This is a genomic window from Streptomyces sp. TRM68367 (genome assembly GCF_014495685.1).
GTDB lineage: Bacteria > Actinomycetota > Actinomycetes > Streptomycetales > Streptomycetaceae > Streptomyces.
The window spans coordinates 42654-66151 of record NZ_JACTVI010000004.1 but is presented as its reverse complement, the minus strand read 5'-3'; the positions used below and the strand labels follow the sequence as shown (position 1 = coordinate 66151).

Sequence of the window (23498 nt, the reverse complement as noted above, 5' to 3'; positions counted from 1 at the left end):
GCGGGTGCGCAACCCGGCGCCGACGGGGTGCCACCGCACCCGGCCGTGCCGCCCTGGGGGTGCCTCCCAGGCCCTTAAGGCACTGGGGGAGGCACGCATGCCCGCGGTTACGGGCACGGTTGCGCGCCGTCGTCGGTCCCCCGTGGCCCGGACCGGTGTTCGGTGTGTCGTGCAGGGGGGCAGGTCACCGGTCGGGTGTTGTCAGCGCGTCCCGGTTCAGGCCCAGTTCGTGGGCCAGGGCCTCGTCTTGCCCCGCGGGGAACGCGTCCCTTGCTCAGCATGGCCGCGCGGACGCGGTCCTCGGCGAGGCTGCGACCGGCGAGGTGAGGGGTGGTCTCACGGCGGCGCGCCTCTTCGAGGACGGTGACGGCGTTGGCGCGCAGACGGTCGGAGATGGTGTCGAAGATGCGGGCGGTGCCGGGGCGGAAGCCGGAGTGGCGGGCGTCCATGGCGAAGGCGGCGGCGACCACACCGCCCGCGTTGGCGACGAAGTCGGGGAGCACGGTGATGCCGCGTTGCGCGAGGATCTCCTGCGCCTGCGCGGAGGTGGGCAGGTTGGCGCCCTCCACGACCAGCCCGGCCTTGATCTCGTGGGCGTTGCCGTCGTCGATGACGTCCTGGAGGGCCGCCGGGACCAGGATGTCGCAGTCGACGGTGAGTTCGCGGCCGGGGGCGATGACGGTCCCGCCGGAGTGGTGGCGCACGAAGTCGTCGCCGTGCTCTTCGCGGGCGGCGAGGAGGGCGGGGACGTCCAGGCCGCCAGGGTCGTGGAGCGCGCCCGTCGCCGTGGACACGGCGACGACGGTGGCGCCGAGTTCGGCGAAGCGTACGGCCGCCGCGGTGCCCACGGCGCCGAAGCCCTGGAGGGCGACGCGGGAGTCGGCCAGCGGCAGCCCCAAGTGGCGGGCGGCAGCGTCGGTGGCCTCGGCGACGCCGTAGCCGGTGACGCCGAGCCGGTCGTAGGCGACGCCGCCGAGGTGTTCCGGGGTGCCGACGGCCGCGCCGCGGTCGCCGAGTTCGTCCTGGATGATCGCCGCGTCGTCCTCGGTCAGCCCCATGTCCAGGCCCATCACGTACTCGCGGGGCACCTCGTTGGACAGGGCGCGGGCGAAGGCGCGCAGGATCGCCTCCTTGTCGGGGGAGCGGGGGTCGGCGACGATGCCGGCCTTGGCGCCGCCGTAGCAGAGGTCGACGCTCGCCCACTTCCATGTCATGACGCGGGCGAGGCGGGCGATCTCCCCCACGGAGACGGTCGGGCTCATGCGGGTGCCGCCCTTGCCGAGGCCACGGGCGGTGTTGTCGATGACCAGGACGCCCTTCATGCCGGTGCGCCGGTGGGAGACGACGACGATCTTCTCGGGTCCCCAGTCGTCGACCAGGGAGAGGGCGTCGGTCACGGTGTGGTCCTTGTCCGTCGAAGGGGCGGGGTGCCGGGCAGGGCGCGGGCGATCAGCTCGGCGAGGTGGGTGCCGCGGCTGTCGGTGCGCTGGGCGATCTGGGTGCGGCAGCTGAAGCCGTCGGCGAGGACGACGGTGCCGGGCGCTGCCTGCCGTACGGCGGGCAGCAGCACTTGTTCGCCGGCGGCCACGGACACGTCGTAGTGGCCGCGCTCGAAGCCGAAGTTGCCGGCCAGGCCGCAACACCCCGACTCCAGGCGGTTGTTGTCGACGCCCATGGCGTGCAGCAGGGCGGTGTCGGCGCCGAAGCCGGAGGTGGCGTGCTGGTGGCAGTGCGTCTGGCTGATCGACCGTGCCTCGACGCGTGGCGGCTGCCAGCCGGGCGTGCGGTGGACGAGCAGCTCGGCGAGGGTGACGGTGGCGTCGGCCAGGGCGCGGGCGTCCGCGTCGCCGTCGAGGAGTTCGGGCACGTCGGTCCTGAGGGCCGCGGTGCAGCTGGGTTCCAGGCCCACGACCGGCAGGCCCGCGCGGACGGCCGGTGCGAGGGCGGCGGCGGTGCGCGCCGCGATGCGGCGGGCGACGCCGAGCTGGCCGGTGGTGATCCAGGTCAGTCCGCAGCACTGGGTGCCGTCGGGGACCCGCACCCGGTATCCCGCGTGCTCCAGGACGCGCACCCCGGCTTTCAGCACCTCGGGACTGAAGTGATTGTTGAACGAGTCGACCCACAACATGATGGGGCCGCGATGTCCGTCGCCCTGCGGGGAGCGTCTGCGGAACCAGGCCAGGAAGGTCTCGTCCGAGAAGCGCGGCACCTCGCGCTCCGGCGCGATGCCGCCCAGGCGCTTGAGGAGCGGGGCGAGCCGGGATGCCGTCACCGCGTTGACGAGCCGCGGCTTGCGGGCGACCGCCCGGGACAGCAGCGGCAGCCAGCCCATGCAGTAGTGCGAGGCGGGCCGGATACGGCCCTTGTAGTGGTGGTACAGGAACTCCGACTTGTACGTGGCCACGTCCACCCCGACCGGGCAGTCCACGCTGCACCCCTTGCAGGACAGGCACAGGTCGAGGGCGTCGCGGACCTCCGTGGAGCGCCAGCCGTCGGTGATCACCTCGCCCTGTGTCATCTCGTACAGCAGGCGGGCCCGGCCGCGCGTGGAGTCCTTCTCGTCGAGGGTAACCCGGTAGCTGGGGCACATCACTTCGCCGCGGTGGGCGGCGGTACGGCACTTGCCGACCCCGACGCAGCGGCGGGTGGCCTTGGCGAAGTCGCCGTCGTCGGCGTGGAAGGGGAGCACGGTGGTGAGGGGGAGCGGGGTGCGGCGCGGGTCGACCCGGAGGTTGCCGTCGACGGGCAGCGGGCGCACGATCATGCCGGGGTTGAGGCCGTTGTCCGGATCCCAGATGCTCTTGAACGCCTCGAACAGGGCGATGACCTCCGGCCCGTACATCAGCGGCAGCAGCTCGGAGCGGGCCTGCCCGTCGCCGTGCTCGCCGGACAGCGAACCGCCGTGCGCGGCCACCAGTTCGGCGGCGTCGGTGACGAAGGCGCGGAAGACGGCGGCGCCGTGCCCGGTGGTGAAGTCGAAGTCGATGCGCACGTGCAGGCAGCCCTCGCCGAAGTGGCCGTAGACGGCGCCCTGGAGGCCGTGGCGGCGCAGCAGGTCCATGAACTGCCTGAGGTAGGAGCCGAGTTGGTCGGGCGGCACCGCCGCGTCCTCCCAGCCCGGCCAGGCCTCCGACCCTCCCCCAGCCTTCGGCCGGGAGGTGCCCCCAGGCAGACGGGTGGCCAGGCCCGCCCCGTCCTCGCGGATCCGCCACAGCCGCCCGGCCCGTGCGGCGTCGGTGACGATCTCGGCGCCGGTGAAGCCCGCGGTGCGCCGGGCGGCCTCGGCCAGGTCGGCCGCGCTCTTCGGCAACTCCTCCGCATCGCCGCCCAGTTCGGCGAACAGCCAGGCCTGTGCGGCGGGCAGGGTGTCGATGGCCGCGCGGGTCTCCGGCCGGGTGACGATGTCGGTCAGGGCCTGGTCGAGCCCCTCCAGTGCGAGGAGCCGGTGCTTGAGGAGGGCGGGCACCGCGTCCGCCGCCGCGCAGGCGTCACGGTAGCCGAGGACGACCAGCGCCCGCGCGGGAGGCGGCGAGATGAGGCGGACGGTGGCGGAGAGGACGACGGCCAGCGTGCCCTCGCTGCCGACGAGAGCACGGGCGAGGTCGAAGCGGCGTTCCGGCAGCAGGTGTTCCAGCGAGTAGCCCGACACCTGCCGTGGAAACCGGCCGAGTCGGGTGCGCAGTACCGCCAGATTGTCCTGGGCCAGCCGGTACAGGGACGCGATGAGCTGCGCGCGGTCGTCGCCCTCGGCCATGGCCCGGTGGATCTCGGCCTCGGACATCTCGCCGAGCCGGAGCACCGTGCCGCGGTAGGTGACGACGTCGAGTTCCACCACGTTGTCGGCCGTACGGCCCCAGGCCACGGAGTGGGTGCCGCAGGCGTTGTTGCCGATCATGCCGCCGAGCGTGCAGCGGCTGTGCGTGGACGGGTCCGCGCCGAACCGCAGGCCGTGCCCGGCGGCGGCCGACTGCAGATCGTCCAGGACGATGCCCGGCTGCACGGTCGCCGTGCGGGCGTGCGGATCCACGGCGAGCAGCCGGTTGAAGTACCGGGAGAAGTCCAGCACCACGCCGGAACCGACGGCCTGCCCGGAGGTGCTGGTGCCCGCCCCGCGCGAGGTGACCGGCACGCCCAGCCGGCGGCACACCGCGAGCGCGTTGAGGACGTGCCGCCGCTCGCGCGGGAACACCACCGCCAGCGGTACCTGCCGGTAGTTGGAGGCGTCGGAGGCGTACTGGGCCCGGCGTCCGGCGTCGTCGGCGACCTCGCCGCAGTCGGCCCGGCCGAGAGCCTCGGCCACGTCCTGCGCGCCGATGCCGTGCGCTGTCGTGGTCACCGTGCGGACTCCTCCTGTGCTCGGCGGGTCGGGCGTTGCCACGATCCATGGCGCGCGAGAGGCTCCACAAGACCCAGCAGGCCGAAAGAAACGCTGCCCGAGAGCAAGAAATGCTTATGCTGAGCTCGCCCGGCCGCCAGCGCCGCCGTGCCGCGTCCAAGAGAGCCCGCCCTGCCGCTCAAGGGAGCCTGTCTCACCGCTCGGGAACCCGTCCCGCCGCTCAAGGGAGCCCGCCTTGCTCAAACCCCAGCACCTGCTCACGCTGAAGGCCGCCGTCCGCAGCGGCTCGTTCGCCCTCGCGGCCCGCGACCTCGGCTACACCGCCTCCGCGATCTCGCAGCAGATCTCGGCCCTGGAGAAGGACACCGGCCTGGTCCTCTTCGAGCGGTCGGCGCACGGCATCCGCGCCACCGCCGCGGCTCACCGCCTGGTCGACCTGAGCAGCCGGGTGCTCGCCGCCCTGGACGACCTCGACCAGCAGGTACTCGAACTCGCCACCGGCGCCACGGGCCGCCTGAGGCTGGGCAGCTTCCCCACCGCCGGAGCCCGGCTGGTGCCCCCGGCGCTGTCCGCGCTCGCCGAGACCCGCCCCCGCGCGCACATCCAGCTGGAGGAGGGCGAACCCGACGAACTCCTCGCCGCGCTCGACGGTGGCGACCTGGACGTGGCGCTGGTGTACGAGTACGGGCTCAGCCCCCGGCAGTGGCCCCACCACCTGGCCCGCCACCCCGTGCTGCGCGAGGAGCTCGTCCTGCTCCGGGCCCGCGGCAGCGGCCTGAGTACCCAGCTGGCGCACCTGTCGAAGGCCCGCTGGATCACCAGCCGCGAGGGCACGGCCGGGGCCCGGACCCTCGTACGGCTGTGTGCGGCCGCCGGGTTCGACGCCGCGGTTGCCTTCCGCTCCAACAACTACGACGTCGTACGGGAGTTGGTCTCCGCAGGGCTCGGCGTGGCGATCGTCCCGGCGCTGGGCCATGTGCCCGGCGAGGCCATCGAGGCCACCCGGGTCACCCAGCGGTCCGCACACCGCCGGGTGATGGCGCTGCACCGCCGCGAGAACAGCAACCCCCTGCTGGGCACCATGCTCGACGCCCTGCGACGCGCGGCGCCCGTCGACGAGCCGTACCTGCATCCGGCCGACTAGTGTCCTGGCAGGCGACGTTCGCCCCGTCGCGACGCCCGGCACGCCCTCTCGCCGCACCGGCCGAAAGCGCAAGTACGTCCAGTACGAGGGCTTCCGGCCGGCACGCCGAGAGCACGCACCGGACGCCGCTCCTTGACGGGCAAACGTTGCCTGTCGGGGCACAAGGTGTGTTGTCCGGAGAGGTTGGTAACCGCCCGGCCGCGGATTCGCCGGATTCGCCCGGCTCTCTGAAACGCCCTGAGACCAGGCAACGCTGAACAGGCTCAGGAAACCCCGTCGGCTTCCCCACCGCCCCGCGTCCCCGCCACCGTGCGCAGGACGTCCACCAGCGCCGCCACCGTGGGCCGGTGCTCGGCGGAGGAGCGGAACACCACGACGATGTGCCGCTCGATGCTCTCGCGCAGCTGCACCACGTCGAAGTGCGAGGCTCGCAGCCGGAGCATCAGTTCCGTCACCGTGCTCACCCCCACGCCCGCCTCGACCAGCGCGAGCGTGGCCGCGGTGTCCGTCACCTCGTGTTCCACCCGCGGCTCCACGCCCGCCCGGCGGCAGGCGGTGCGCACGGCACGGCCGTAGTAGCTGGCAGCCGCCGGCATGATCCAGCCCAGGTCGCGGGTGTCCGTCAGCGAGATCGTCCGCCGGCCGTCCATCGAGCCCGAGGGCACCGCCAGGGCGAAACGCTCCCCGTACAGCTGCGTCACGCGCAGGGCCGGGTCGCGCGGGATCGGCACGTCCGGGTAGTCCAGGCCGAGCGCGAGGTCGACCGCTCCGGTGGCGACGGCGTCGTAGACCTCGTCCACGTCCATGTCGCGGCTGCGCACCGTCAGCCCCGGATGGACCTCGCGCACCGTGCGCAGGGCCGGCGGCAGGATCTCGGCGGCGGCCGTGGCGAACAGGCCGACCAGCAGGCTCCCGGACACCTCGCCCCGGGTCCGCTCCAGCGCCTGCACGGCCTCCGCCTCCGTGGCCAGGATCCGCTCGGCGTGCCGGGCCAGCGCCAGCCCGGCGTCGGTCAGTTCCACCCGCCGCCCGACCTTGCGCAACAACTCCATGCCCGTGGCCCGCTCCAGCCCGGCGATCTGCTGCGAGACCCCGCCCGGTGTGTAGCCCAGGGCCTCGGCCACCGCCGTGATGGTGCCGCGCCTGGTCAGTTCCACGAGAGAGCGCAGCTGGGCACTCGTCCAGTCCATATAGAGACCCTAAATGATCAGGCGCACGAAGTGTCCATGGACGTCAACGGTTCGTCTGCTGCACGATGCTGCGCAGACAGCTGATCAGCACCGCCCCGCAGTGACAGCCCATGCCACGCCCCGGACGCACCTCCCCGCGGGCGCCGGCCTCTGGAAGGGATCGGCCCGTTGTCCTCCACCTTTCGTACTGTTCCTGCCACCGCCGATGTCGTGATCGTCGGCGGTGGCGTGATGGGCGCGAGCATCGCGTTCCACCTGGCCGAGGCCGGGGTGCGCGACATCGTCGTCGTCGAGCGCGGCGACCTCGGCCGCGGCAGCTCCGGCAAGCCGATCGGCGGTGTACGCGCCCAGTTCTCCGACCCGCTCAACATCGAACTGGGGCACCGCAGCCTGCGCGCCTACCGCGACTTCCCCGACCGCCCCGGCGCCCACATCCACCTCGACACCGTCGGCTACCTCTTCCTGCTCACCAGCCCCGAGCAGGCGGACGCCTTCGAAGGCAGCGTCCGCCTCCAGAACAGCCTCGGCGTCCCCAGCCGCATGATCGGTCCCGCCGAGGCACAGCGGCTATGCCCCTACCTCAGCACCGACGGCCTCGTGGCCGCCGCCCACTCGCCCAGCGACGGACACGCCCGCCCCGCCCTGGTCGTCCACGGATACGCGCGCGCCGCGGCCCGCGCCGGCGTCACCATCGCCACGCACACCACCGTCACCGGCCTCGACACCACCGGCGACCGCGTGACGACCGTGCACACCGACCACGGTTCCCTCACCTGCGGCACGGTGATCTGCGTGGCGGGCGCCTGGTCGGAGCGGATCGGCACCATGGCCGGCGTCCACCTCCCGGTACGCCCCGTACGGCGCCAGCTCGCCTTCACCGCCCCGCTCACGCCCGCCGCCCCGCGCATCCCCTTCACCATCGACTTCGCGTCCTCGGCGTACTTCCACAACAGCGACGACGGACTCCTGTTCGGCCTGGCCGACCCCGACCAGCCGGACGGCTTCGACACCACGTGGACCCCGGAGTGGCTCGACCTGTTCCGGGGCGTCGTAGCCCACCGCGCCCCCGCCCTGGCCGGCATGGAGACCGTGGGCGGCTGGGCCGGGCTGTACGAGGTCACCCCGGACCACAACGCGCTCATCGGCCGCTCGGGTGAACTCGCCAACTTCCTCTACGCCACCGGGTTCTCCGGCCACGGCTTCCTCCAGGCGCCGGCGGTCGGCGAGATCATGCGGGACCTGTACCTGGACCGCACCCCGTGCGTCGACGTCACCCCGCTCAGCGCCGACCGCTTCCGGGCCGGCGCCGGGATCCGCCCCGAAGCCCACGTCGTGTGAACACCGTGACAGAAAGGCAGAACCGCCGATGATCAGTCAGTGGCAACTGCGGGCCGCCTTCGCCGCGCGGCTCTCCGAGATGTACGGCCGTGAAGTCCCCGCCTACACCACGCTCGTGGACGTCTCGCGCGAGGTCAACGAGGACGTGCTGCGCGCCCGGGGCGCCGACGCCGAACGCCTGGGCTCCATCGGCCGCGTGACCGCCGAACGCCACGGCGCCATCCGCGTCGGCACCCCGGGCGAACTGGCGCAGGTCGCCCGGGTCTTCGGCGCCCTGGGCATGCGTCCGGTGGGCTTCTACGACCTGCGCGAGGCCGCCGCCAGCGCGGTCCCGGTGGTCTCCACCGCCTTCCGGCCCGTCGACGGCGAGGAGCTGGCCCGTAACCCGTTCCGCGTCTTCACCTCCCTGCTCACCCCCGCCGACCCGCGCTTCTTCGACGACGGCCTGCGCTCCCGCCTGGAGACGTTCCTGGCGAGCCGTCAGCTCTTCCCGCCGCAACTGCTCGCCCTGGCCGACCGCGCCGAGGCCGAGCGGGAACTGCCGGACGAGGACGCCGAACGGTTCCTCCAACTCGCCGTCGCCGCCTTCGAGTTGTCGGGCGAACCGGTCGACCGGGCCTGGTACGAGACCCTGGAGCGGATCTCCGCCGTCGCCGCCGACATCGGCGGTGTCCGCAGCACCCACATCAACCACCTCACCCCGCGCGTCCTCGACATCGACGAGCTGTACCGCCGTATGACGGACCGCGGCATCGAGATGATCGACACCATCCAGGGCCCGCCCGCCTGGAAGGGCCCCGACGTCCTGCTGCGCCAGACCTCCTTCCGCGCCCTGGCCGAGCCGCGCGCGATGCGCGAGCCCGACGGCTCGGTCGTCAGCGGAGCCCTGCGGGTGCGCTTCGGCGAGGTCGAGGCCCGCGGCATCGCCCTCACCCGGGAGGGCCGCGCCCGCTACGACCGACTCCTCACCCTCGTCGACCAGCGGGCCACCGGACGGCCGCCGGCCGACCGGCAGGAGATCGCCCGGAGCGTGTGGGAGGAGCACCTGCCCGGCACGGAACAGGAGCTGGCCGCACAGGGGCTGGCGTACTTCACGTACCACGTGGCGCCGGACCGCCCGCGCGACGGCGGTGCGCCGCCCGCCCGCCTCGACGAGCTGGTGGCACAGGGCTGGGTGCGCGCGGAGCCGGTCGTGTACGAGGACTTCCTGCCCCGCTCCGCCGCCGGCATCTTCCAGTCCAACCTCAGCGGCGAGGGCTCCCGCCACCACGACCAGCAGGGCACCGCCTACGACGCCGAGTGGCTCTCCGGCGCCATCGGCCGCGAGGTCCAGGACCCCTTCACCCTCTACGCACGGCAGCAGGACGCCTCCCTCGCCCGCGTGTCCGAGCAGCTCGGCCTGCGCCTCGTATGACACCCCTATGACACCTCCTCTGACCTCTCGTCCGACAAGGAGCCCCATGACCAGCACCGCACTGCCCACCACCGACGACCTGCGCGCCCGTGCCCGCACGGCCCTGGACCGCGTCGGGGTCACCCTCCCCGAGGGCGCCGGCCTCCAGGCCCGCTCGCCGATCACCGGCGAGGACCTCTTCGGCCTGGAAGCCGCCAGCGCGGACGACACCGAGCAGGCCCTGCGGGCCGCCCGCGAGGCGTTCCTGACCTGGCGCACCACGCCCGCGCCCCGGCGCGGCGAACTGGTGCGCCGCCTGGGCGAGTTGCTGCGCGAACACCAGAGCGACCTGGCGGAGCTGGTGACCATCGAGGCGGGCAAGATCCGCTCCGAGGCGCTCGGCGAGGTCCAGGAGATGATCGACATCTGCGAGTTCGCGGTCGGCCTCTCCCGCCAGCTGTGCGGCCGTACTATCGCCTCCGAGCGGCCGGGCCACCGTCTCGCCGAGACCTGGCACCCGCTCGGCGTCGTCGGCGTGATCTCGGCGTTCAACTTCCCCGCCGCCGTGTGGTCGTGGAACACCGCCGTCGCCCTGGTGTGCGGTGACACGGTGATCTGGAAGCCGTCCGAGCTGACCCCGCTGATCTCGCTGGCCTGCGACCGGCTGCTGAAGCGGGCCGCCGAGGACGTGGGCGCGCCCCGCGACGTGCACCGGCTGCTTCTCGGTGACCGTGCCGTCGGCGAGCAGCTGGTCGACGACCCCCGGGTCGCGCTGGTCAGCGCCACCGGCTCCACCCGCATGGGCCGCGAGGTCGGTCCGCGCGTCGCGGCCCGCTTCGGGCGCAGCCTGCTGGAGCTGGGCGGCAACAACGCGGCCGTCGTCGCGCCCAGCGCCGACCTCGACCTCGCCGTCCAGGGCATCGTCTTCGCCGCGGCCGGCACCGCGGGCCAGCGCTGCACCACCCTGCGCCGCCTCATCGTGCACCGCGACATCGCCGACACCCTCGTCGCCCGCCTCACCGCCGCGTACGGCAGGCTCCCGATCGGCGACCCCTTCGACGAGACCACCCTCGTCGGCCCGCTCGTCACCGCCAGGGCCCTCGACGGCATGCAGGACGCCCTCGCCCGCGCCCAGGCCCGGGGCGGCAAGGTCCTGGCGGGCGGCAACCGCCGCCTGACCGAGGCCGCACCGAACGCCGCGTACGTCGAACCGGCCGTCGTCCGCGTCGAGGAACAGACCGACGTCGTACGGCAGGAGACCTTCGCGCCGATCCTGTACGTGCTGACCTACGACACCCTCGACGAGGCGATCGCCCTGCACAACGACGTCCCGCAGGGTCTGTCGTCCAGCATCTTCACCCGCGACCAGCAAGAGGCCGAGGTCTTCCTCTCCGCCGAGGGCTCCGACTGCGGCATCGCCAACGTCAACATCGGCACCTCAGGAGCCGAGATCGGCGGCGCGTTCGGCGGCGAGAAGGAGACCGGCGGGGGCCGCGAGTCCGGCTCCGACGCATGGCGCGCCTACATGCGGCGGGCCACCAACACCGTCAACTACTCCAGCAGGCTCTCGCTCGCCCAGAACGTCAGCTTCCTCTGAAGCTGTGCACAGCTTCAGCTGCGGCGTGACCGGCCGATCGGGTGGTGTCGGTGGGGCAGACCATAATGGGAGGCCTCACCGACTCCATCTGGAGGTACCGTGGCCGGCTTCCGTTCCCCGAGCTCCGGGCTCCGCGCCCTGCAGCCCGCAGCCTTCGGCGCGGACCCGAGCGGTGAGCGCATGGCGCGCATCCGCAGATCGCCCCACTTCAAGGACGGGGTCTTCCAGAACCCCGGCGGCACAGTCCGGCTCGGGCCCTCCGGATCCGCCCTCGACTTCGCGAAGAACTACTTCGACCGGGACGCCCGCCCCCGCCGCGCCCCGCAGGGCACGGTCCCGGTGCACGCCACCACGCTCGCCGACACAGCCCGGCCGCCCGCGACCGGACTGCGGCTGACCTGGATGGGGCACTCCAGCGTGCTCGCCGAGATCGACGGCCACCGGGTGCTGTTCGACCCGGTGTGGGGCGAGCGCTGCTCCCCGTTCCCCTTCGCCGGACCCAAGCGGCTGCACCCGGTGCCGCTGCCGCTCGCCGCGCTCGGCCCGGTCGACGTGGTGGTCATCTCGCACGACCACTACGACCACCTGGACATGCCCACGATCAAGGCGCTGGCCGGCACCGACACCCTGTTCGCGGTGCCGCTCGGCGTCGGCGCCCACCTGGAGCACTGGGGCGTGTCCGCGGGCCGGCTGCGCGAGCTGGACTGGCACGAGTCGGCGAAGGCCGGCGGGCTCACCCTGACCGCCACCCCCGCCCGCCACTTCTGCGGCCGGGGCCTGCGCAACACCCAGCACACCCTGTGGGCCTCCTGGGCGGTCGCCGGCGAGGAGCACCGGGTCTACCACAGCGGCGACACCGGCTACTTCGACGGATTCAGGGACATCGGTGCCGAGCACGGCCCGTTCGACGCCACCATGATCCAGATCGGCGCGTACTCCGAGTTCTGGCCGGACATCCACATGACCCCCGAGGAGGGCATCCGCGCCCACCTCGACCTTCAGGGCGGCCCCGAGCCCGGCTTGATGCTGCCGATCCACTGGGCCACCTTCAACCTCGCCCAGCACCCGTGGGCGGAGCCCGGCGAGGGCACCGTCGAGGCCGCCCGCGCGGCCGGCGCCCGGGTCGCCCTGCCCCGGCCCGGCGAGCCCTTCGAGCCCACCGCCGAGACCGTGCCGTCCGAGCCGTGGTGGCGCGGGGTGGCGGTCGCCCCGGCGGGTGGCTGGCCCGTGTCCGAGGCACTCACCGGCGCCGCGGTCAAGACCGCGATCGACACCGCAGCCGTGGCCCAGGCCGACACGGTGCGTGACGATGCGAAGGGTGCCGCCAAGGGCGCCGAGGACACCGAGACTCTCCCGGCGGGCTGACCGGGAGCGGCACGGAGGACGGACGGCGAGGGCCGGGGAGCGGAGGACTCCCCGGCCCTCGCCTTTGCGTGTTACCGCTTCTGACCAGGTCGGATCGGAATATTCCCGCTCGTGACCGATCGTCGGGGCGGTTTATCGGACTGCCGTACGGGGCCTCATACCAGAGCGGGACGCTCAGCGTACGAGTTTGTCAACTGCCCATCGCGCATGATGCGCTGGCGACTACTGTGAGTGTCCACCACGCCACAACGAGGCCGCGACGGCGCATGCCCGGGCGCGGGCCGTGCGTGGGTGTCGTGCGGGGTCGGAGCGAATCAGGGAGCGGGGTCCGGTACGTGCAGGCGCAACGCGGACGAGGGAGCCGACGCGACGGGAACGCCCGGAGCGCGACCCGAGCGGCGCGCACCCGGCCCCGCGAACCCGCCCGCGCCCCCACCAGCCCCTCCGGCACCCAGGACCGACGGACCAGTACGAGGACACCGATGTCTCACCTCCGCGCCCCGGCCGCCCGCGACCGCAGAGAAGGCGGGCGTCACGGCCGGCCGGCCGCCCGCACCGCTCCCGCACTGCCCGAGGCCCGCATACGGCCCCAGCTGCTGCGTCTGGCCGTGCTGCCGCCCGTCACGGTCGCCCTCAGCGGCTGTGCGGCCGTCCTGTTCACCGTGCGCTCCACCGGCGTACGGCCCAGCCTCACCCTGTGGGGCGTGCTGGCCGGCGCTGTCTTCGTGACCCTCGTCGGCATCGTTGTCGCCGCCGTGGCCGCGGGCCGCGCCGCCCGGTCCGTGCACGACCGCGTCGGTTCCCTGCGCCGCGCCACCGCACGCCGCGAGGCCGATCTGCGCGCCATGGTCGAGGCGCTGCGCCGGGGCGACGGCGCGCCCGCCCGGCAGTCGCGCGGCGGTCCGGCCGGGGGCGCCGGCGACTTCGAACTGCTCGCCGCCGATCTGGCCCGCGCGCACGACGGCGCCGTCACCGCCGTCGTGCAGGCCTCGCAGCTGTCCAGCCAGGCCGGCAGCGAGCAGAAGCTGGAGGTCTTCGTCAACCTCGCCCGGCGGCTGCAGTCCCTGGTGCACCGCGAGATCTCGATCCTCGACGACCTGGAGAACGAGATCGAGGATCCGGACCTGCTCAAAGGTCTCTTCCACGTCGACCACCTCGCCACCCGCATCCGCCGCCACGCCGAGAACCTCGCCGTGCTCGGCGGCGCCGTCTCCCGCCGGCAGTGGAGCAACCCCGTCTCCATGACCGAGGTGCTGCGCTCCGCCATCGCCGAGGTCGAGCAGTACTCGCGGGTCAAGCTCGTGCCGCCGATCGACGGGCGGCTGCGCGGGCACGCCGTCGCCGACGTCATCCATCTGCTCGCCGAACTCGTCGAGAACGCCACGGTGTTCTCCGCCCCGCACACCCAGGTGCTGCTGCGCGCGGGCCTCGTGACCTCCGGGCTCGCCGTCGAGGTCGAGGACCGCGGGCTCGGCATGCCAGCGGCCGAGCAGAACAAGATGAACGCCCTGCTCGCCGACCCCGACCAGGTCAACGTCGCCAGCCTGCTGGCGGACGGCCGCATCGGGCTGTTCGTGGTCTCGCAGCTCGCCCGGCGGCACGGCATCACCGTCCGCCTCCAGACCAACATCTACGGCGGCGTACAAGCCGTCCTCGTCGTACCGCAGGCCCTGCTCGGGTCACCGACGGGCGCCCCCGCCGGATCGGTCCCGCAACCGCGCGCCGGCTCCGACGCGGGCGCCAACAGGGCGGCCGCACCAGCACATCGGCATCCACAGCCGAGGTCGGCTGCTGGGACTTCGGCCGCTACTGGGGCTTCGGCCACTACTGGGACGGCGGCCACGCAGGAGCCCGGCTCCGGGCAGAGGGCCGCGTCCGGGGCCGGGCATGAGACAGGGGCCGCGTCCCCGGCAGGGCACGGGACAGAAGCCGGGCACGAGGCACTGTCGGCGCCGGGGTCCTCGCTCCCTGCCGGGGAAGTACCGGCGCCGGGGTCCTCGTTCGCTGCCGGCGGATTGCCGGCGACGGACTCCACGCCCGTGTCCGGGAGAGCGCCGACGACCGGCTCCTCGCCCGTGTCCGAGGCAGCGTCGGGTCCCGGGACCTCGTCCGCTCCCGGAGCCGGGCTCGGGCGCGCGGTGACCGAGAGCGCGCCGCACGTCGCGGGTACGGCGGTCCCGTCCGGCGGAACGCGGCGGGAGCGGCGGGAGGCCGCGCGGGCCGCGGCGCACAACGGTGCCGGGCCGACACCGCTGCCCGTGCGCGGCGTGCACGAGGAACGCGCCAACCCGGCCGAGGCCGTGCCCGGCATCCGCCCCGACGACCGGCGCGTCCTCGACGGGAACACGGGCGCGCCGCCCGCCCCCCTGAGCGGCGCCGTGCGCGGCACGATGGACAAGCCCCAACTGCCCCGCCGCCGCGCCCAGGAGCACATCGCACCGCAGCTGCGCGGCGGACCCACGCCCCGCCAGGACCCCGAGCACGTCCCCGCACACGACCCGGGCCTGATGGCCGCCTTCCAACGCGGAATCAGCCTGGCCGAGGCCCAACAGCAGATGGAGCCAGGGCAGACGGACCCTGCGCACATGGACCCGCGGCACATGGACCTGGACCACCTGGACGCGCCCCCACCCCTCACCCCCCTCGACACCCCCCGCACGACGGACGTGCGCCCCGCGCACACCCCCGCGTCCCACGAGCCGCACGGCGCGCGTGCCGACGTGTTCGCGCGCCGCCCCGACCACACCGCCCGGCACGACGGGAGCGCACCGGCCGGATGACCACCCCCGTTCCCACCCCCACCCCCAGCGCTCCCGCTGACCTTCGCACCTCTAGGAGTCGATCCACCATGGCGAGCGACGCGCCGACCGGCCATGTTTCCGATCTCGACTGGCTGATGAGCGGCCTCGTACAGCGCGTACCGCACACCTCCAGCGCCGTGCTGCTGTCCTGCGACGGGCTGGTGAAGTCCGTGCACGGTCTCGACCCGGACAGCGCCGACCACATGGCCGCCCTGGCCTCCGGCCTGTACTCCCTCGGCCGCAGCGCCGGCGTCCGCTTCGGCGGCGGCGACGTACGGCAGGTCGTCGTCGAACTCGACTCGACCCTGCTGTTCGTGACCACAGCCGGCTCCGGCACCTGCCTCGCCGTGCTGGCCGGCCGCGAGGCCGACGCGGCGGTGCTCGGCTACGAGATGGCGATGCTGGTCAAGAGCGTCCGCCCGTACCTGGTCACCGCGCCCCGGCAGCACGCCGTCGAATCCCCGGCGATGAGGCCTTGAGCGTGGCGGCGGTCGGCGACGGGCCATGGCTCGACGACGCGGCCGGACGGCTGGTGCGCCCCTTCACGATCAGCAACGGCCGCACCCGCCCCACCGTCGTTCTCGACCTCATGTCACAGGTGATGGCCACCGGATTCACCCCCGTCGGCTATCTCGGCCCGGAACACGCGCAGGTGCTCGACCTGTGCCGCGCGCCCGTCCCGGTCGCCGAGGTCGCCGCCCATCTGAAGCTGCCGGCAGCCGTCACCAAGGTGCTGCTGGCGGACCTCCTCGACTGCGGGGCGCTCACCACCAAGTCCCCAGCGTTCCACCACAACCCCACGGACCGGGCCCTTCTGGAGGCAGTGCTCGATGGACTACGACGACAGCTCTGACTACGACGACGGCACCGACCCCTTCCCCACCGCGCTCAAGATCCTCGTGGCGGGCGGGTTCGGCGTGGGCAAGACGACCTTCGTCGGCGCGGTCAGCGAGATCGCCCCGCTCAGCACCGAGGAACTGCTCACCACGGTCAGTGTCGGGACCGACAACCTCGACGGCGTCGAGAACAAGCTCGAAACGACCGTGGCGATGGACTTCGGCCGCATCACCCTCGACCCGGACCACGTCCTGTACCTGTTCGGCACGCCCGGCCAGGAACGGTTCTGGTTCATGTGGGACGAACTGTGCGAGGGCGCGCTCGGCGCCGTCATCCTCGCCGACACCCGCCGACTGGAGGACTGCTTCGCGGCCGTCGACTTCTTCGAGGAGCGCGGCCTCGGATTCATCGTCGCCGTCAACGAGTTCGACGGAGCCTTCCACTACGACCCCGAGGAGGTACGCGCCGCCATCGACCTCGACCCCGCGATCCCGATCGTGAGCTGCGACGCCCGCATCTCCGCCTCCGGCATCCAGACCCTGCTCACCCTCGTCCGCCACCTCATCACCCACGCGCCGGCCGCCACGACCGGCTACGGCGCCCACAGGTGAATCCCCGCACACCCGCCACGGAGCCGCACATGACACACCCCCACCCCGGAGCCCGCCCATGAGCTACGACCCGCCGCGCCCGGCCGGTCGTCTGCTGCTCACCCCCGAGGACAAGGAGGCGCCCGCCCGCACCCTGCGGCTGCGCGACCTCGGTCTGGGACACCGCCCGGAGCCCGCGCTCGACACCTTCGCGGACCGCCTCGCCGAGCTGACCGGAGCGCCGTACGCCATGGTCAACTTCGTCGGCGAGCACGGGCAGTTCTTCGCGGGCCTGCACATCCCGGACCCCGCGCCCGTCGCGCCGGGCGGCGGCCGCCGGCCCCGGCCGGGCCGCGAACTCCCGCGCGACCACGGCTTCTGCCCCCATGTGGTGGTCCGGCACAAGGCCCTCGTCCTGGAGGACGTGCGCGACTACCCGCGGTTCGCGGGCAATCCCGTCGTCGACGAGTTCGGCATCCACTCCTACCTGGGCGCCCCACTCATCGACAGCACCGGCATGGTGCTCGGCACGGTCAGCGCCTGCGACGTCGGACCCCGGCCCTGGGGGAGGGCCGGTCTGGAGACCATCAAGGCACAGGCCGCCGAGCTCTCCGTACGCCTGGAGCGGGGCGACGGGCTCCTGATCTGACCCGGGTGGGGCGGGGCGTGAAGCGGAGCTGTGACGGCGGTTAAGAAAAGCTCGATGGACGCCGGCGGCGCCGTACGGCAGATTGCTGGGCGAATCCACTTCTCTCCCCGTCGGCGGGCTCCTTCGGCATGCCCGCGGCCGGGATCTCACCCCCGGGAGCCGCAGTGAAGGCGCTGGTCAAGGAGAGGGCGGAGCCCGGACTGTGGCTCGCGGACGTGCCCGAGCCCGCCGTCGGACCCGGCGACGTGCTGATCAAGGTGCTGCGCACCGGGATCTGCGGCACCGACCTGCACATCCGCTCCTGGGACGGTTGGGCGCGGCAGGCGATCCGCACCCCGCTCGTGGTCGGGCACGAGTTCGTCGGCGAGGTCGTCGGGACCGGCCGGGACGTCAGTGACATCGCCGTCGGCGACCGGGTCAGCGGCGAGGGCCACCTGGTGTGCGGCAGGTGCCGCAACTGCCTGGCCGGGCGCCGCCACCTGTGCCGGGCCACGGTCGGGCTCGGCGTCGGCCGGGACGGCACCTTCGCCGAGTACGTCGCCCTGCCCGCGGCCAACGTGTGGGTGCACCGGGCTCCGGTGGACCTCGACGTGGCCGCGATCTTCGACCCGTTCGGCAACGCGGTGCACACCGCGCTCTCGTTCCCGCTGGTCGGCGAGGACGTGCTGATCACCGGCGCCGGCCCGATCGGCCTGATGGCGGCGGCCGTGGCCCGGCACGCGGGTGCCCGCAACGTCGCCGTCACGGACGTCAGCGAGGAGCGGCTGGAGCTCGCGCGCAAGGTCGGAGCCGACCTCGCGCTGAACGTCTCGCAGGCGACGATCGCCGACGGGCAGCGGGAGTTGGGGCTGCGCGAGGGCTTCGACATCGGCCTGGAGATGTCCGGCCGCCCCGATGCGCTGCGCGACATGATCGCCAACATGACCCACGGCGGACGCATCGCCATGCTCGGGCTGCCCGCGCAGGAGTTCCCGGTCGACTGGTCCCGGATCGTCACCTCCATGATCACCCTCAAGGGCATCTACGGCCGGGAGATGTTCGAGACCTGGTACGCGATGACGGTGCTGCTCGAAGGCGGGCTCGATCTCGCCCCCGTGATCACCGGCCGGTACGGCTACCGCGACTTCGAGGCGGCGTTCGCCGACGCGGCGAGCGGCCGCGGCGGCAAGGTCATCCTCGACTGGACCCTCTGAGACTCCCCTGACTTCTGAGACTCCCCAGGACTTCTGAGAATCGCCGGACTTCCGAGATTTCCAAGGACTGATGATGTTCGACTCCGTGCGCGACGACCTGCGCGCCACCCTCGACGAGATCCGCACCGCCGGACTGCACAAGCCCGAGCGCGTGATCGGCACCCCGCAGTCCGCGACCGTGAGCGTCACCGCGGGCGGCCGTCCCGGCGAGGTCCTCAACTTCTGCGCCAACAACTACCTTGGCCTCGCCGACCACCCCGAGGTCGTCGCCGCCGCCCACCAGGCCCTGGACCGCTGGGGCTACGGCATGGCGTCCGTGCGCTTCATCTGCGGCACGCAGGAGGTGCACAAGGACCTGGAGGCCCGGCTGTCGGCCTTCCTCGGCCAGCAGGACACGATCCTGTACTCCTCCTGCTTCGACGCCAACGGCGGCGTGTTCGAAACGCTGCTCGGTCCCGAGGACGCGGTGATCTCCGACGCGCTGAACCACGCGTCGATCATCGACGGCATCCGCCTGTCCAAGGCCCGCCGCTTCCGCTACGCCAACCGTGATCTGGCCGATCTGGAACGGCAGTTGAAGGAGGCGTCCGCGGCGCGGAGGAAGCTGGTCGTCACCGACGGCGTGTTCTCCATGGACGGTTACGTGGCCCCGCTGCGCGAGATCTGCGACCTCGCCGACCGCTACGACGCCATGGTCATGGTCGACGACTCGCACGCCGTCGGCTTCGTCGGCCCCGGCGGGCGCGGCACCCCCGAACTGCACGGCGTCATGGACCGCGTCGACATCGTCACCGGCACCCTCGGCAAGGCGCTCGGCGGCGCCTGCGGCGGCTACGTCGCCGCCCGCGCAGAGATCGTCGCGCTGCTGCGCCAGCGTTCACGGCCGTACCTGTTCTCGAACACCCTGGCCCCGGTGATCGCCGCGGCCTCGCTCAAGGTCCTCGACCTGCTGGAGTCGGCCGACGACCTGCGCGTGCGGCTCGCCGAGAACACCGCGCTGTTCCGCCGCCGGATGACCGAGGAGAGCTTCGACATCCTCCCCGGCGACCACCCCATCGCGCCGGTGATGATCGGCGACGCGAGCGTGGCCGGGCGCATGGCGGAACTGCTGCTGGAGCGCGGCGTGTACGTGATCGGCTTCTCGTACCCGGTCGTACCGCAGGGCCAGGCCCGCATCCGCGTGCAGCTGTCCGCCGCGCACTCCACGCAGGACGTGCACCGCGCGGTGGACGCCTTCATGGCGGCGCGGGCGGAGCTGAATGGCTGAAAAGCGCCGGTGACCTGAGAATCGTTCACATGATCGAGGCGCGGCGGCTTCACATCCTCCGTGCGGTGGCCGACCACCGCACGGTGACGGCGGCTGCCGCCGCGCTGTACCTGACCCCGTCGGCCGTCTCCCAGCAGCTCGCGGCGCTGGAGCAGGAGACGGGGCACCGGCTGGTCGAGCGCAGCGCCAAGGGCGTACGGCTGACCCCGGCCGGCGAGATCCTGCTCAGCCACACCAACGCCGTCCTCGCCCAGCTGGAACGCGCCGAGGCCGAGCTGGCGGCGTACAGCTCGGGCGAGGCGGGCACGGTCACCGTCGCCTCCTTCGCGACCGGCATCGCGCTGGTCGTCGCGCCCGCGGTGGCCCGTCTCGCCGACTCCGTGCCCGGTATCCGCATCCGCGTCCAGGACGCCGAGGGCGACGCCAGCCTGCCGATGGTCCTGGACCGGCAGGTGGACGTGGCAGTCGCGGTCGAGTACCGCGGGGCGCCGCCCGCCGACGACCCGCGCCTGGCCCACGTCCCGCTCTACGCCGAGCCCTTCGACGCGGTCGTCCCGGTGAGTCACCGGCTGGCGGACGCGGTCGAGGTGCCGCTCGCCGAGCTGGCCAAGGACGCGTGGATCGGGCCGTACCCCGGCAACCCCTGCCACGACGTGGTGGTTTTGGCCTGTGAGAACGCCGGCTTCCAGCCCCGCCTGGAGCACTCCTCGGACGACTTCCGCGCGGTCGTCGCCCTGGCCTCCGCCGGCGCGGGCGTGGCGCTCGTGCCGCGCTCGGCGCTGCGCGGCATGGACCTCGCGGGTGTCGTCGTACGCCCCGTCGACGGCGTCGCCCCGACCCGCCGGGTCTTCGCCGCCGTACGCCGCGGTGCCGAGGAACACCCGCTGATCCGCCCGGTGCTGGACGCGCTGGGTGAGGCGGCCCAGGCATAGCGCACGCCGTGAAGCCCGCGTATTCTCCCCGTTCCATATCTGGGATAGTATCCCGCATATGAGAAGCGATCCTGACGACCCTGACCCGGTCGACGCCCGGCTCGGCGCACGCCTGGCCGCGCTGCGCGCCGAACAAGGCTGGTCCCTGGGGGAGTTGGCGGACCGCAGCGGCGTGAGCCGGTCGACCCTGTCCCGCGCGGAGCGGGCGGAGACCAGCCCGACCGCCTCACTCCTGAACCGCCTGTGCGCCGTCTACGGCCGGACCATGTCCCAGCTGCTCAGCGAGGTCGAGGCCGAGCCCGCCCCGCTCCTGCGGGCCGCCGAGCAGCCGGTCTGGGAGGACAGGACCGCGGGCTTCGTGCGGCGCTCCGTGTCGCCGCCGCACGCCGGGCTGCGCGGCGAACTCGTCGAGGGACGGCTCGCCGCGGGCGCCGACATCGCCTACGACCGGCCGCCCGTGTCCGGCCTCGAACAGCACATCTGGGTCCTGGAAGGGGAGTTGGAGGTGAGGGCACAGGACGTCGAGCACCATCTCGGCACCGGCGACTGCCTGCGACTGCGGGTGTGGGGGCCGACCCGGTTCCACTGCCCCGGCACCGATGACGCGCGGTATGTGCTGGCGGTGGTGCGGCCGTGATCGTCAGCCGTCTGGACGAAGCCCAACTGCTCGACCGTGCAGGGGAGTTGGCCGACCTGCTGACCGACACCGTGGACGGCGGAGCCGCCGTCGGCTTCCTCGCCCCGCTGGACCCCGCCGAGGCCGCCGCCTGGTGGAGGGGGCGGGCGGAGGCCGTGGCCGCCGGGCGGCTCGCCGTATGGGTGGCCCGCGAACGGGACCGCGTACGGGGCACCGTGAGCCTCGCCCTCCCCGACAAGCCCAACAGCCGCCACCGCGCCGAGCTGGTGAAACTCATGGTGCACCGGGATGCCCGAGGCCGCGGTCTCGGCCGGCGCATGCTGGCCGCGGTCGAACAGGCGGCCCTCGCGGCCGGCATCACCCTGCTGCACCTCGACACCGAGACCGACAGCCCCGCCGAGCACCTGTACCGCTCCGCAGGGTGGACGCCCATAGGCGCGATCCCCGACTACGCGGCGGACCCGGCCGGAGTCCTGAAGCCGACGACGATCTACTACAAGCAGCTGGGCGCGGATGCTCCCACCAGGTGATTGTCAGTGGCAGCCGCTACGGTGCCTGCCATGCCGGATGCCGAAGACGTACGCCGTATCGCCCTGTCCCTGCCGGATACGACGGAGAAGACCGCCTGGAGCATGCCCACGTTCCGGGTCGCGGGGAAGATGTTCGCCACCCTGCCCGAGGACGAGACGTCCATCGCCGTGCGCTGCCCCAGGGAGGAGCGCGACGAACTGGTCCTGGCGGAGCCGGAGAAGTTCTGGATCGCCGATCACGAGGCGCAGTTCGCCTGGGTGCGGGTGCGCCTCGCCGCGCTGGAGGGCGAGGGTGAACTGCGCGACATCCTCGCCGACTCCTGGCGCCAGGCGGCCCCGACGGGACTCCTGGAGTCGTATCCCCGGCTCGGGCTGCCGACCGGTGACTGACGGACCGGCGCCAATGTCAGTGGGTCATGGGATGATCCGGGGACACGCGTGGCAGCCGGGGCAGGAGGGGACTCCGGCTGCCACGGCCCGGTGCCGCGGCTGTACGGGGCGACGCGCGTCCTGGTGCCGTGGCCGTACGTTCCGACGGCCGGCCTCGGCGAAACCGTCCGCGCCGATCTCGGCGAGGACGATCGCGACCCGGGGATCCTCGTCGAGCAGCCGGGAGACGACAGGGGCAAACGGTCACGCATGGTGTCCATGGGAGTTCCTTTGCTGATGCGGCCGACAGGTGAGGGGGCGGGGTCTGCGGGTTTCATCCGGACTTCGGCTCGACGCGGGTTACGACCACGTGCGGGCGGCCCGGATGCGGCGCGGTGAAGGCCGCGTACAGTGCGTCGTGGTCCCGGCCGTCGACGGTGCGGACGGACCAGCCCGCCGCCTCGAAGCGGGCGGCGATGCCGCCGGGCCGGGCGTGGCTCGCGGAGGAGTTGTCGACGACGACGGTGTGCAGCTTGTCGAGCCCGGCGGGCCCGGCGAAGGCGATCGCCTCGTGGTTGCTGCCCTCGTCCAGTTCGGCGTCCCCGATCAGCACCCACACCCGCGGCTCGTGCAGCCCCTGGGCGCGCAGTCCCAGCGCCGTACCGACGGCGATCGGCAGCCCGTGCCCCAGCGAGCCGCTGCCGATCTCGGCCCCCGGCACCAGCGTCCGGTCGGGATGGTGCCCGAGCGGGGAGTCGTACTCCCCAAAGTGCGGCAGCCAGTCCACGGGCAGGAAGCCCTTGGCGGCCAGCACGGCGTAGTACGCCATCGGGCCGTGCCCCTTCGACAGCAGGAACCGGTCCCGCTCCGGGTCGTCCATCCGCTCGGGGCCCACCCGCAGCACCCGGTCGTAGAGCACCCACAGCACGTCCAGCGTGGACGTCGCCGCCGGTCCGTGCTTCTCGTCGCCGGTCATCAGGCCCATGAGCCCCGACAGGTCGGCGTACTCGTACGTACGCCCGCGTTCCTCGGTCATCGTCATGCCGGCGATCGTGCAAGCTCAACCAAACTTCAGGTCAAGTGTCAGGGCATCGACGCACGTCACCGCGCTCCCCGCGGAAAACGGGTGCGCGATCACCGCCTCGAGTACGGTATTGTTTCCATGCACGCCCGACCGGGGGAAACTCCAGGTCAGACGGGCAACGGGACGTGGCGCAGCTTGGTAGCGCACTTGACTGGGGGTCAAGGGGTCGCAGGTTCAAATCCTGTCGTCCCGACCAGCTTTGTTTGCAGGTCGGAGGCCGTTCTCTCGCTTAAGGGAGGGCGGCTT

At 72.9% G+C, this 23498-nt stretch carries 20 protein-coding genes, 1 tRNA gene and 1 pseudogene; 17 read left to right on the top strand and 5 right to left on the bottom strand.

From position 1 onward, the window contains the following. Positions 1–107 precede the first annotated feature (107 nt). Positions 108–1397, bottom strand: a complete 1290-nt coding sequence (locus H8R17_RS04350) for a Glu/Leu/Phe/Val dehydrogenase (RefSeq protein WP_187821783.1) — start codon at positions 1395–1397, stop codon at positions 108–110. Beyond that, complete coding sequence (locus tag H8R17_RS04345) at positions 1394–4336, bottom strand: FAD-binding and (Fe-S)-binding domain-containing protein (protein WP_187821782.1); 2943 nt, start codon at positions 4334–4336, stop codon at positions 1394–1396. The genes H8R17_RS04350 and H8R17_RS04345 overlap by 4 nt, the downstream gene beginning before the upstream one ends. Before the next feature lie 235 nt (positions 4337–4571). Between H8R17_RS04345 and H8R17_RS04340 the strand changes: the two genes are divergently transcribed. Further along, positions 4572–5480: a LysR family transcriptional regulator gene (locus tag H8R17_RS04340; protein WP_187821781.1), complete on the top strand. Its 909-nt coding sequence runs from the start codon at positions 4572–4574 to the stop codon at positions 5478–5480. 263 nt (positions 5481–5743) lie between these two features. On the opposite strand, the gene H8R17_RS04335 is transcribed toward H8R17_RS04340, so the two are convergent. Then, entirely contained in the window at positions 5744–6670 is a 927-nt protein-coding gene (locus H8R17_RS04335; RefSeq protein WP_187821780.1) for a LysR family transcriptional regulator, read from the bottom strand. A 168-nt stretch (positions 6671–6838) separates the two neighbouring features. On the opposite strand from H8R17_RS04335, the gene H8R17_RS04330 reads away from it, so the two are divergent. The 15 genes from H8R17_RS04330 to H8R17_RS04260 all read left to right on the top strand — a co-directional run bounded on the left by H8R17_RS04330 (position 6839) and on the right by H8R17_RS04260 (position 22189). Next, positions 6839–8008 carry an FAD-binding oxidoreductase gene (locus H8R17_RS04330; protein ID WP_187821779.1) on the top strand — a complete coding sequence of 390 codons (1170 nt, stop codon included), beginning with the start codon at positions 6839–6841 and terminating at the stop codon, positions 8006–8008. A gap of 28 nt (positions 8009–8036) precedes the next feature. Then, positions 8037–9422 carry a VOC family protein gene (locus H8R17_RS04325; RefSeq protein WP_187821778.1) on the top strand — a complete coding sequence of 462 codons (1386 nt, stop codon included), beginning with the start codon at positions 8037–8039 and terminating at the stop codon, positions 9420–9422. A gap of 46 nt (positions 9423–9468) precedes the next feature. Further along, on the top strand, positions 9469–10998 hold the full coding sequence (locus H8R17_RS04320) for an aldehyde dehydrogenase family protein (RefSeq protein WP_187821777.1): 1530 nt from the start codon (positions 9469–9471) through the stop codon (positions 10996–10998). Between the two features lie 99 nt (positions 10999–11097). After that, entirely contained in the window at positions 11098–12363 is a 1266-nt protein-coding gene (locus tag H8R17_RS04315; RefSeq protein ID WP_187821776.1) for an MBL fold metallo-hydrolase, read from the top strand. A gap of 482 nt (positions 12364–12845) precedes the next feature. Next, a complete protein-coding gene (locus H8R17_RS04310; RefSeq protein ID WP_187821775.1) occupies positions 12846–15143 on the top strand; it encodes an ATP-binding protein in 2298 nt (765 codons plus the stop codon). A 68-nt stretch (positions 15144–15211) separates the two neighbouring features. Then, complete coding sequence (locus H8R17_RS04305) at positions 15212–15643, top strand: roadblock/LC7 domain-containing protein (protein WP_187821774.1); 432 nt, start codon at positions 15212–15214, stop codon at positions 15641–15643. A gap of 2 nt (positions 15644–15645) precedes the next feature. Continuing rightward, positions 15646–16017 (top strand): DUF742 domain-containing protein, encoded by a 372-nt coding sequence (locus H8R17_RS04300; protein WP_187821938.1) that lies wholly within the window; start codon positions 15646–15648, stop codon positions 16015–16017. Next, positions 15995–16612, top strand: coding sequence for an ATP/GTP-binding protein (locus tag H8R17_RS04295; protein ID WP_187821773.1), 618 nt, complete (start codon positions 15995–15997; stop codon positions 16610–16612). Before H8R17_RS04300 ends, H8R17_RS04295 begins: the two co-directional genes overlap by 23 nt. Positions 16613–16670: 58 nt before the next feature. Next, a complete protein-coding gene (locus H8R17_RS04290; protein WP_187821772.1) occupies positions 16671–17240 on the top strand; it encodes a GAF domain-containing protein in 570 nt (189 codons plus the stop codon). 164 nt (positions 17241–17404) lie between these two features. Continuing rightward, the gene (gene tdh / locus H8R17_RS04285) at positions 17405–18433 is read left to right on the top strand and encodes an L-threonine 3-dehydrogenase (RefSeq protein WP_187821771.1); all 1029 of its coding nucleotides are present in this window, start codon (positions 17405–17407) and stop codon (positions 18431–18433) included. A gap of 73 nt (positions 18434–18506) precedes the next feature. Next, the gene (locus tag H8R17_RS04280; RefSeq protein WP_187821937.1) at positions 18507–19700 is read left to right on the top strand and encodes a glycine C-acetyltransferase; all 1194 of its coding nucleotides are present in this window, start codon (positions 18507–18509) and stop codon (positions 19698–19700) included. Positions 19701–19729: 29 nt separating this feature from the next. Then, positions 19730–20632 carry a LysR family transcriptional regulator gene (locus H8R17_RS04275; RefSeq protein WP_187821770.1) on the top strand — a complete coding sequence of 301 codons (903 nt, stop codon included), beginning with the start codon at positions 19730–19732 and terminating at the stop codon, positions 20630–20632. Between the two features lie 58 nt (positions 20633–20690). Beyond that, a complete protein-coding gene (locus tag H8R17_RS04270; protein WP_187821769.1) occupies positions 20691–21269 on the top strand; it encodes a helix-turn-helix domain-containing protein in 579 nt (192 codons plus the stop codon). Beyond that, positions 21266–21799, top strand: a complete 534-nt coding sequence (locus H8R17_RS04265; RefSeq protein WP_187821768.1) for a GNAT family N-acetyltransferase — start codon at positions 21266–21268, stop codon at positions 21797–21799. The genes H8R17_RS04270 and H8R17_RS04265 overlap by 4 nt, the downstream gene beginning before the upstream one ends. A gap of 30 nt (positions 21800–21829) precedes the next feature. After that, a complete protein-coding gene (locus tag H8R17_RS04260; protein ID WP_187821767.1) occupies positions 21830–22189 on the top strand; it encodes an MmcQ/YjbR family DNA-binding protein in 360 nt (119 codons plus the stop codon). Positions 22190–22327: 138 nt separating this feature from the next. Here the strand turns inward: H8R17_RS04260 and H8R17_RS46330 are convergent. Both H8R17_RS46330 and H8R17_RS04255 read right to left on the bottom strand, forming a co-directional pair. Continuing rightward, positions 22328–22449: pseudogene (locus H8R17_RS46330) on the bottom strand (transketolase); the annotation flags it as partial. Positions 22450–22502: 53 nt separating this feature from the next. Next, positions 22503–23210 carry a transketolase gene (locus tag H8R17_RS04255; RefSeq protein WP_187821766.1) on the bottom strand — a complete coding sequence of 236 codons (708 nt, stop codon included), beginning with the start codon at positions 23208–23210 and terminating at the stop codon, positions 22503–22505. 161 nt (positions 23211–23371) lie between these two features. On the opposite strand from H8R17_RS04255, the gene H8R17_RS04250 reads away from it, so the two are divergent. Next, positions 23372–23448: transfer RNA gene (locus H8R17_RS04250), tRNA-Pro, on the top strand. Positions 23449–23498 lie beyond the last annotated feature (50 nt).

Coding starts and splice junctions, on each gene's coding strand:
- H8R17_RS04335 (WP_187821780.1), bottom strand. CDS start 6,670: ATGGACTGGACGAGTGCCCAGCTGCGCTCTCTCGTGGAACTGACCAGG.
- H8R17_RS04325 (WP_187821778.1), top strand. CDS start 8,037: ATGATCAGTCAGTGGCAACTGCGGGCCGCCTTCGCCGCGCGGCTCTCC.
- H8R17_RS04320 (WP_187821777.1), top strand. CDS start 9,469: ATGACCAGCACCGCACTGCCCACCACCGACGACCTGCGCGCCCGTGCC.
- H8R17_RS04310 (WP_187821775.1), top strand. CDS start 12,846: ATGTCTCACCTCCGCGCCCCGGCCGCCCGCGACCGCAGAGAAGGCGGG.
- H8R17_RS04305 (WP_187821774.1), top strand. CDS start 15,212: ATGGCGAGCGACGCGCCGACCGGCCATGTTTCCGATCTCGACTGGCTG.
- H8R17_RS04295 (WP_187821773.1), top strand. CDS start 15,995: ATGGACTACGACGACAGCTCTGACTACGACGACGGCACCGACCCCTTC.
- H8R17_RS04290 (WP_187821772.1), top strand. CDS start 16,671: ATGAGCTACGACCCGCCGCGCCCGGCCGGTCGTCTGCTGCTCACCCCC.
- H8R17_RS04280 (WP_187821937.1), top strand. CDS start 18,507: ATGTTCGACTCCGTGCGCGACGACCTGCGCGCCACCCTCGACGAGATC.
- H8R17_RS04275 (WP_187821770.1), top strand. CDS start 19,730: ATGATCGAGGCGCGGCGGCTTCACATCCTCCGTGCGGTGGCCGACCAC.
- H8R17_RS04270 (WP_187821769.1), top strand. CDS start 20,691: ATGAGAAGCGATCCTGACGACCCTGACCCGGTCGACGCCCGGCTCGGC.
- H8R17_RS04260 (WP_187821767.1), top strand. CDS start 21,830: ATGCCGGATGCCGAAGACGTACGCCGTATCGCCCTGTCCCTGCCGGAT.
- H8R17_RS04255 (WP_187821766.1), bottom strand. CDS start 23,210: ATGACGATGACCGAGGAACGCGGGCGTACGTACGAGTACGCCGACCTG.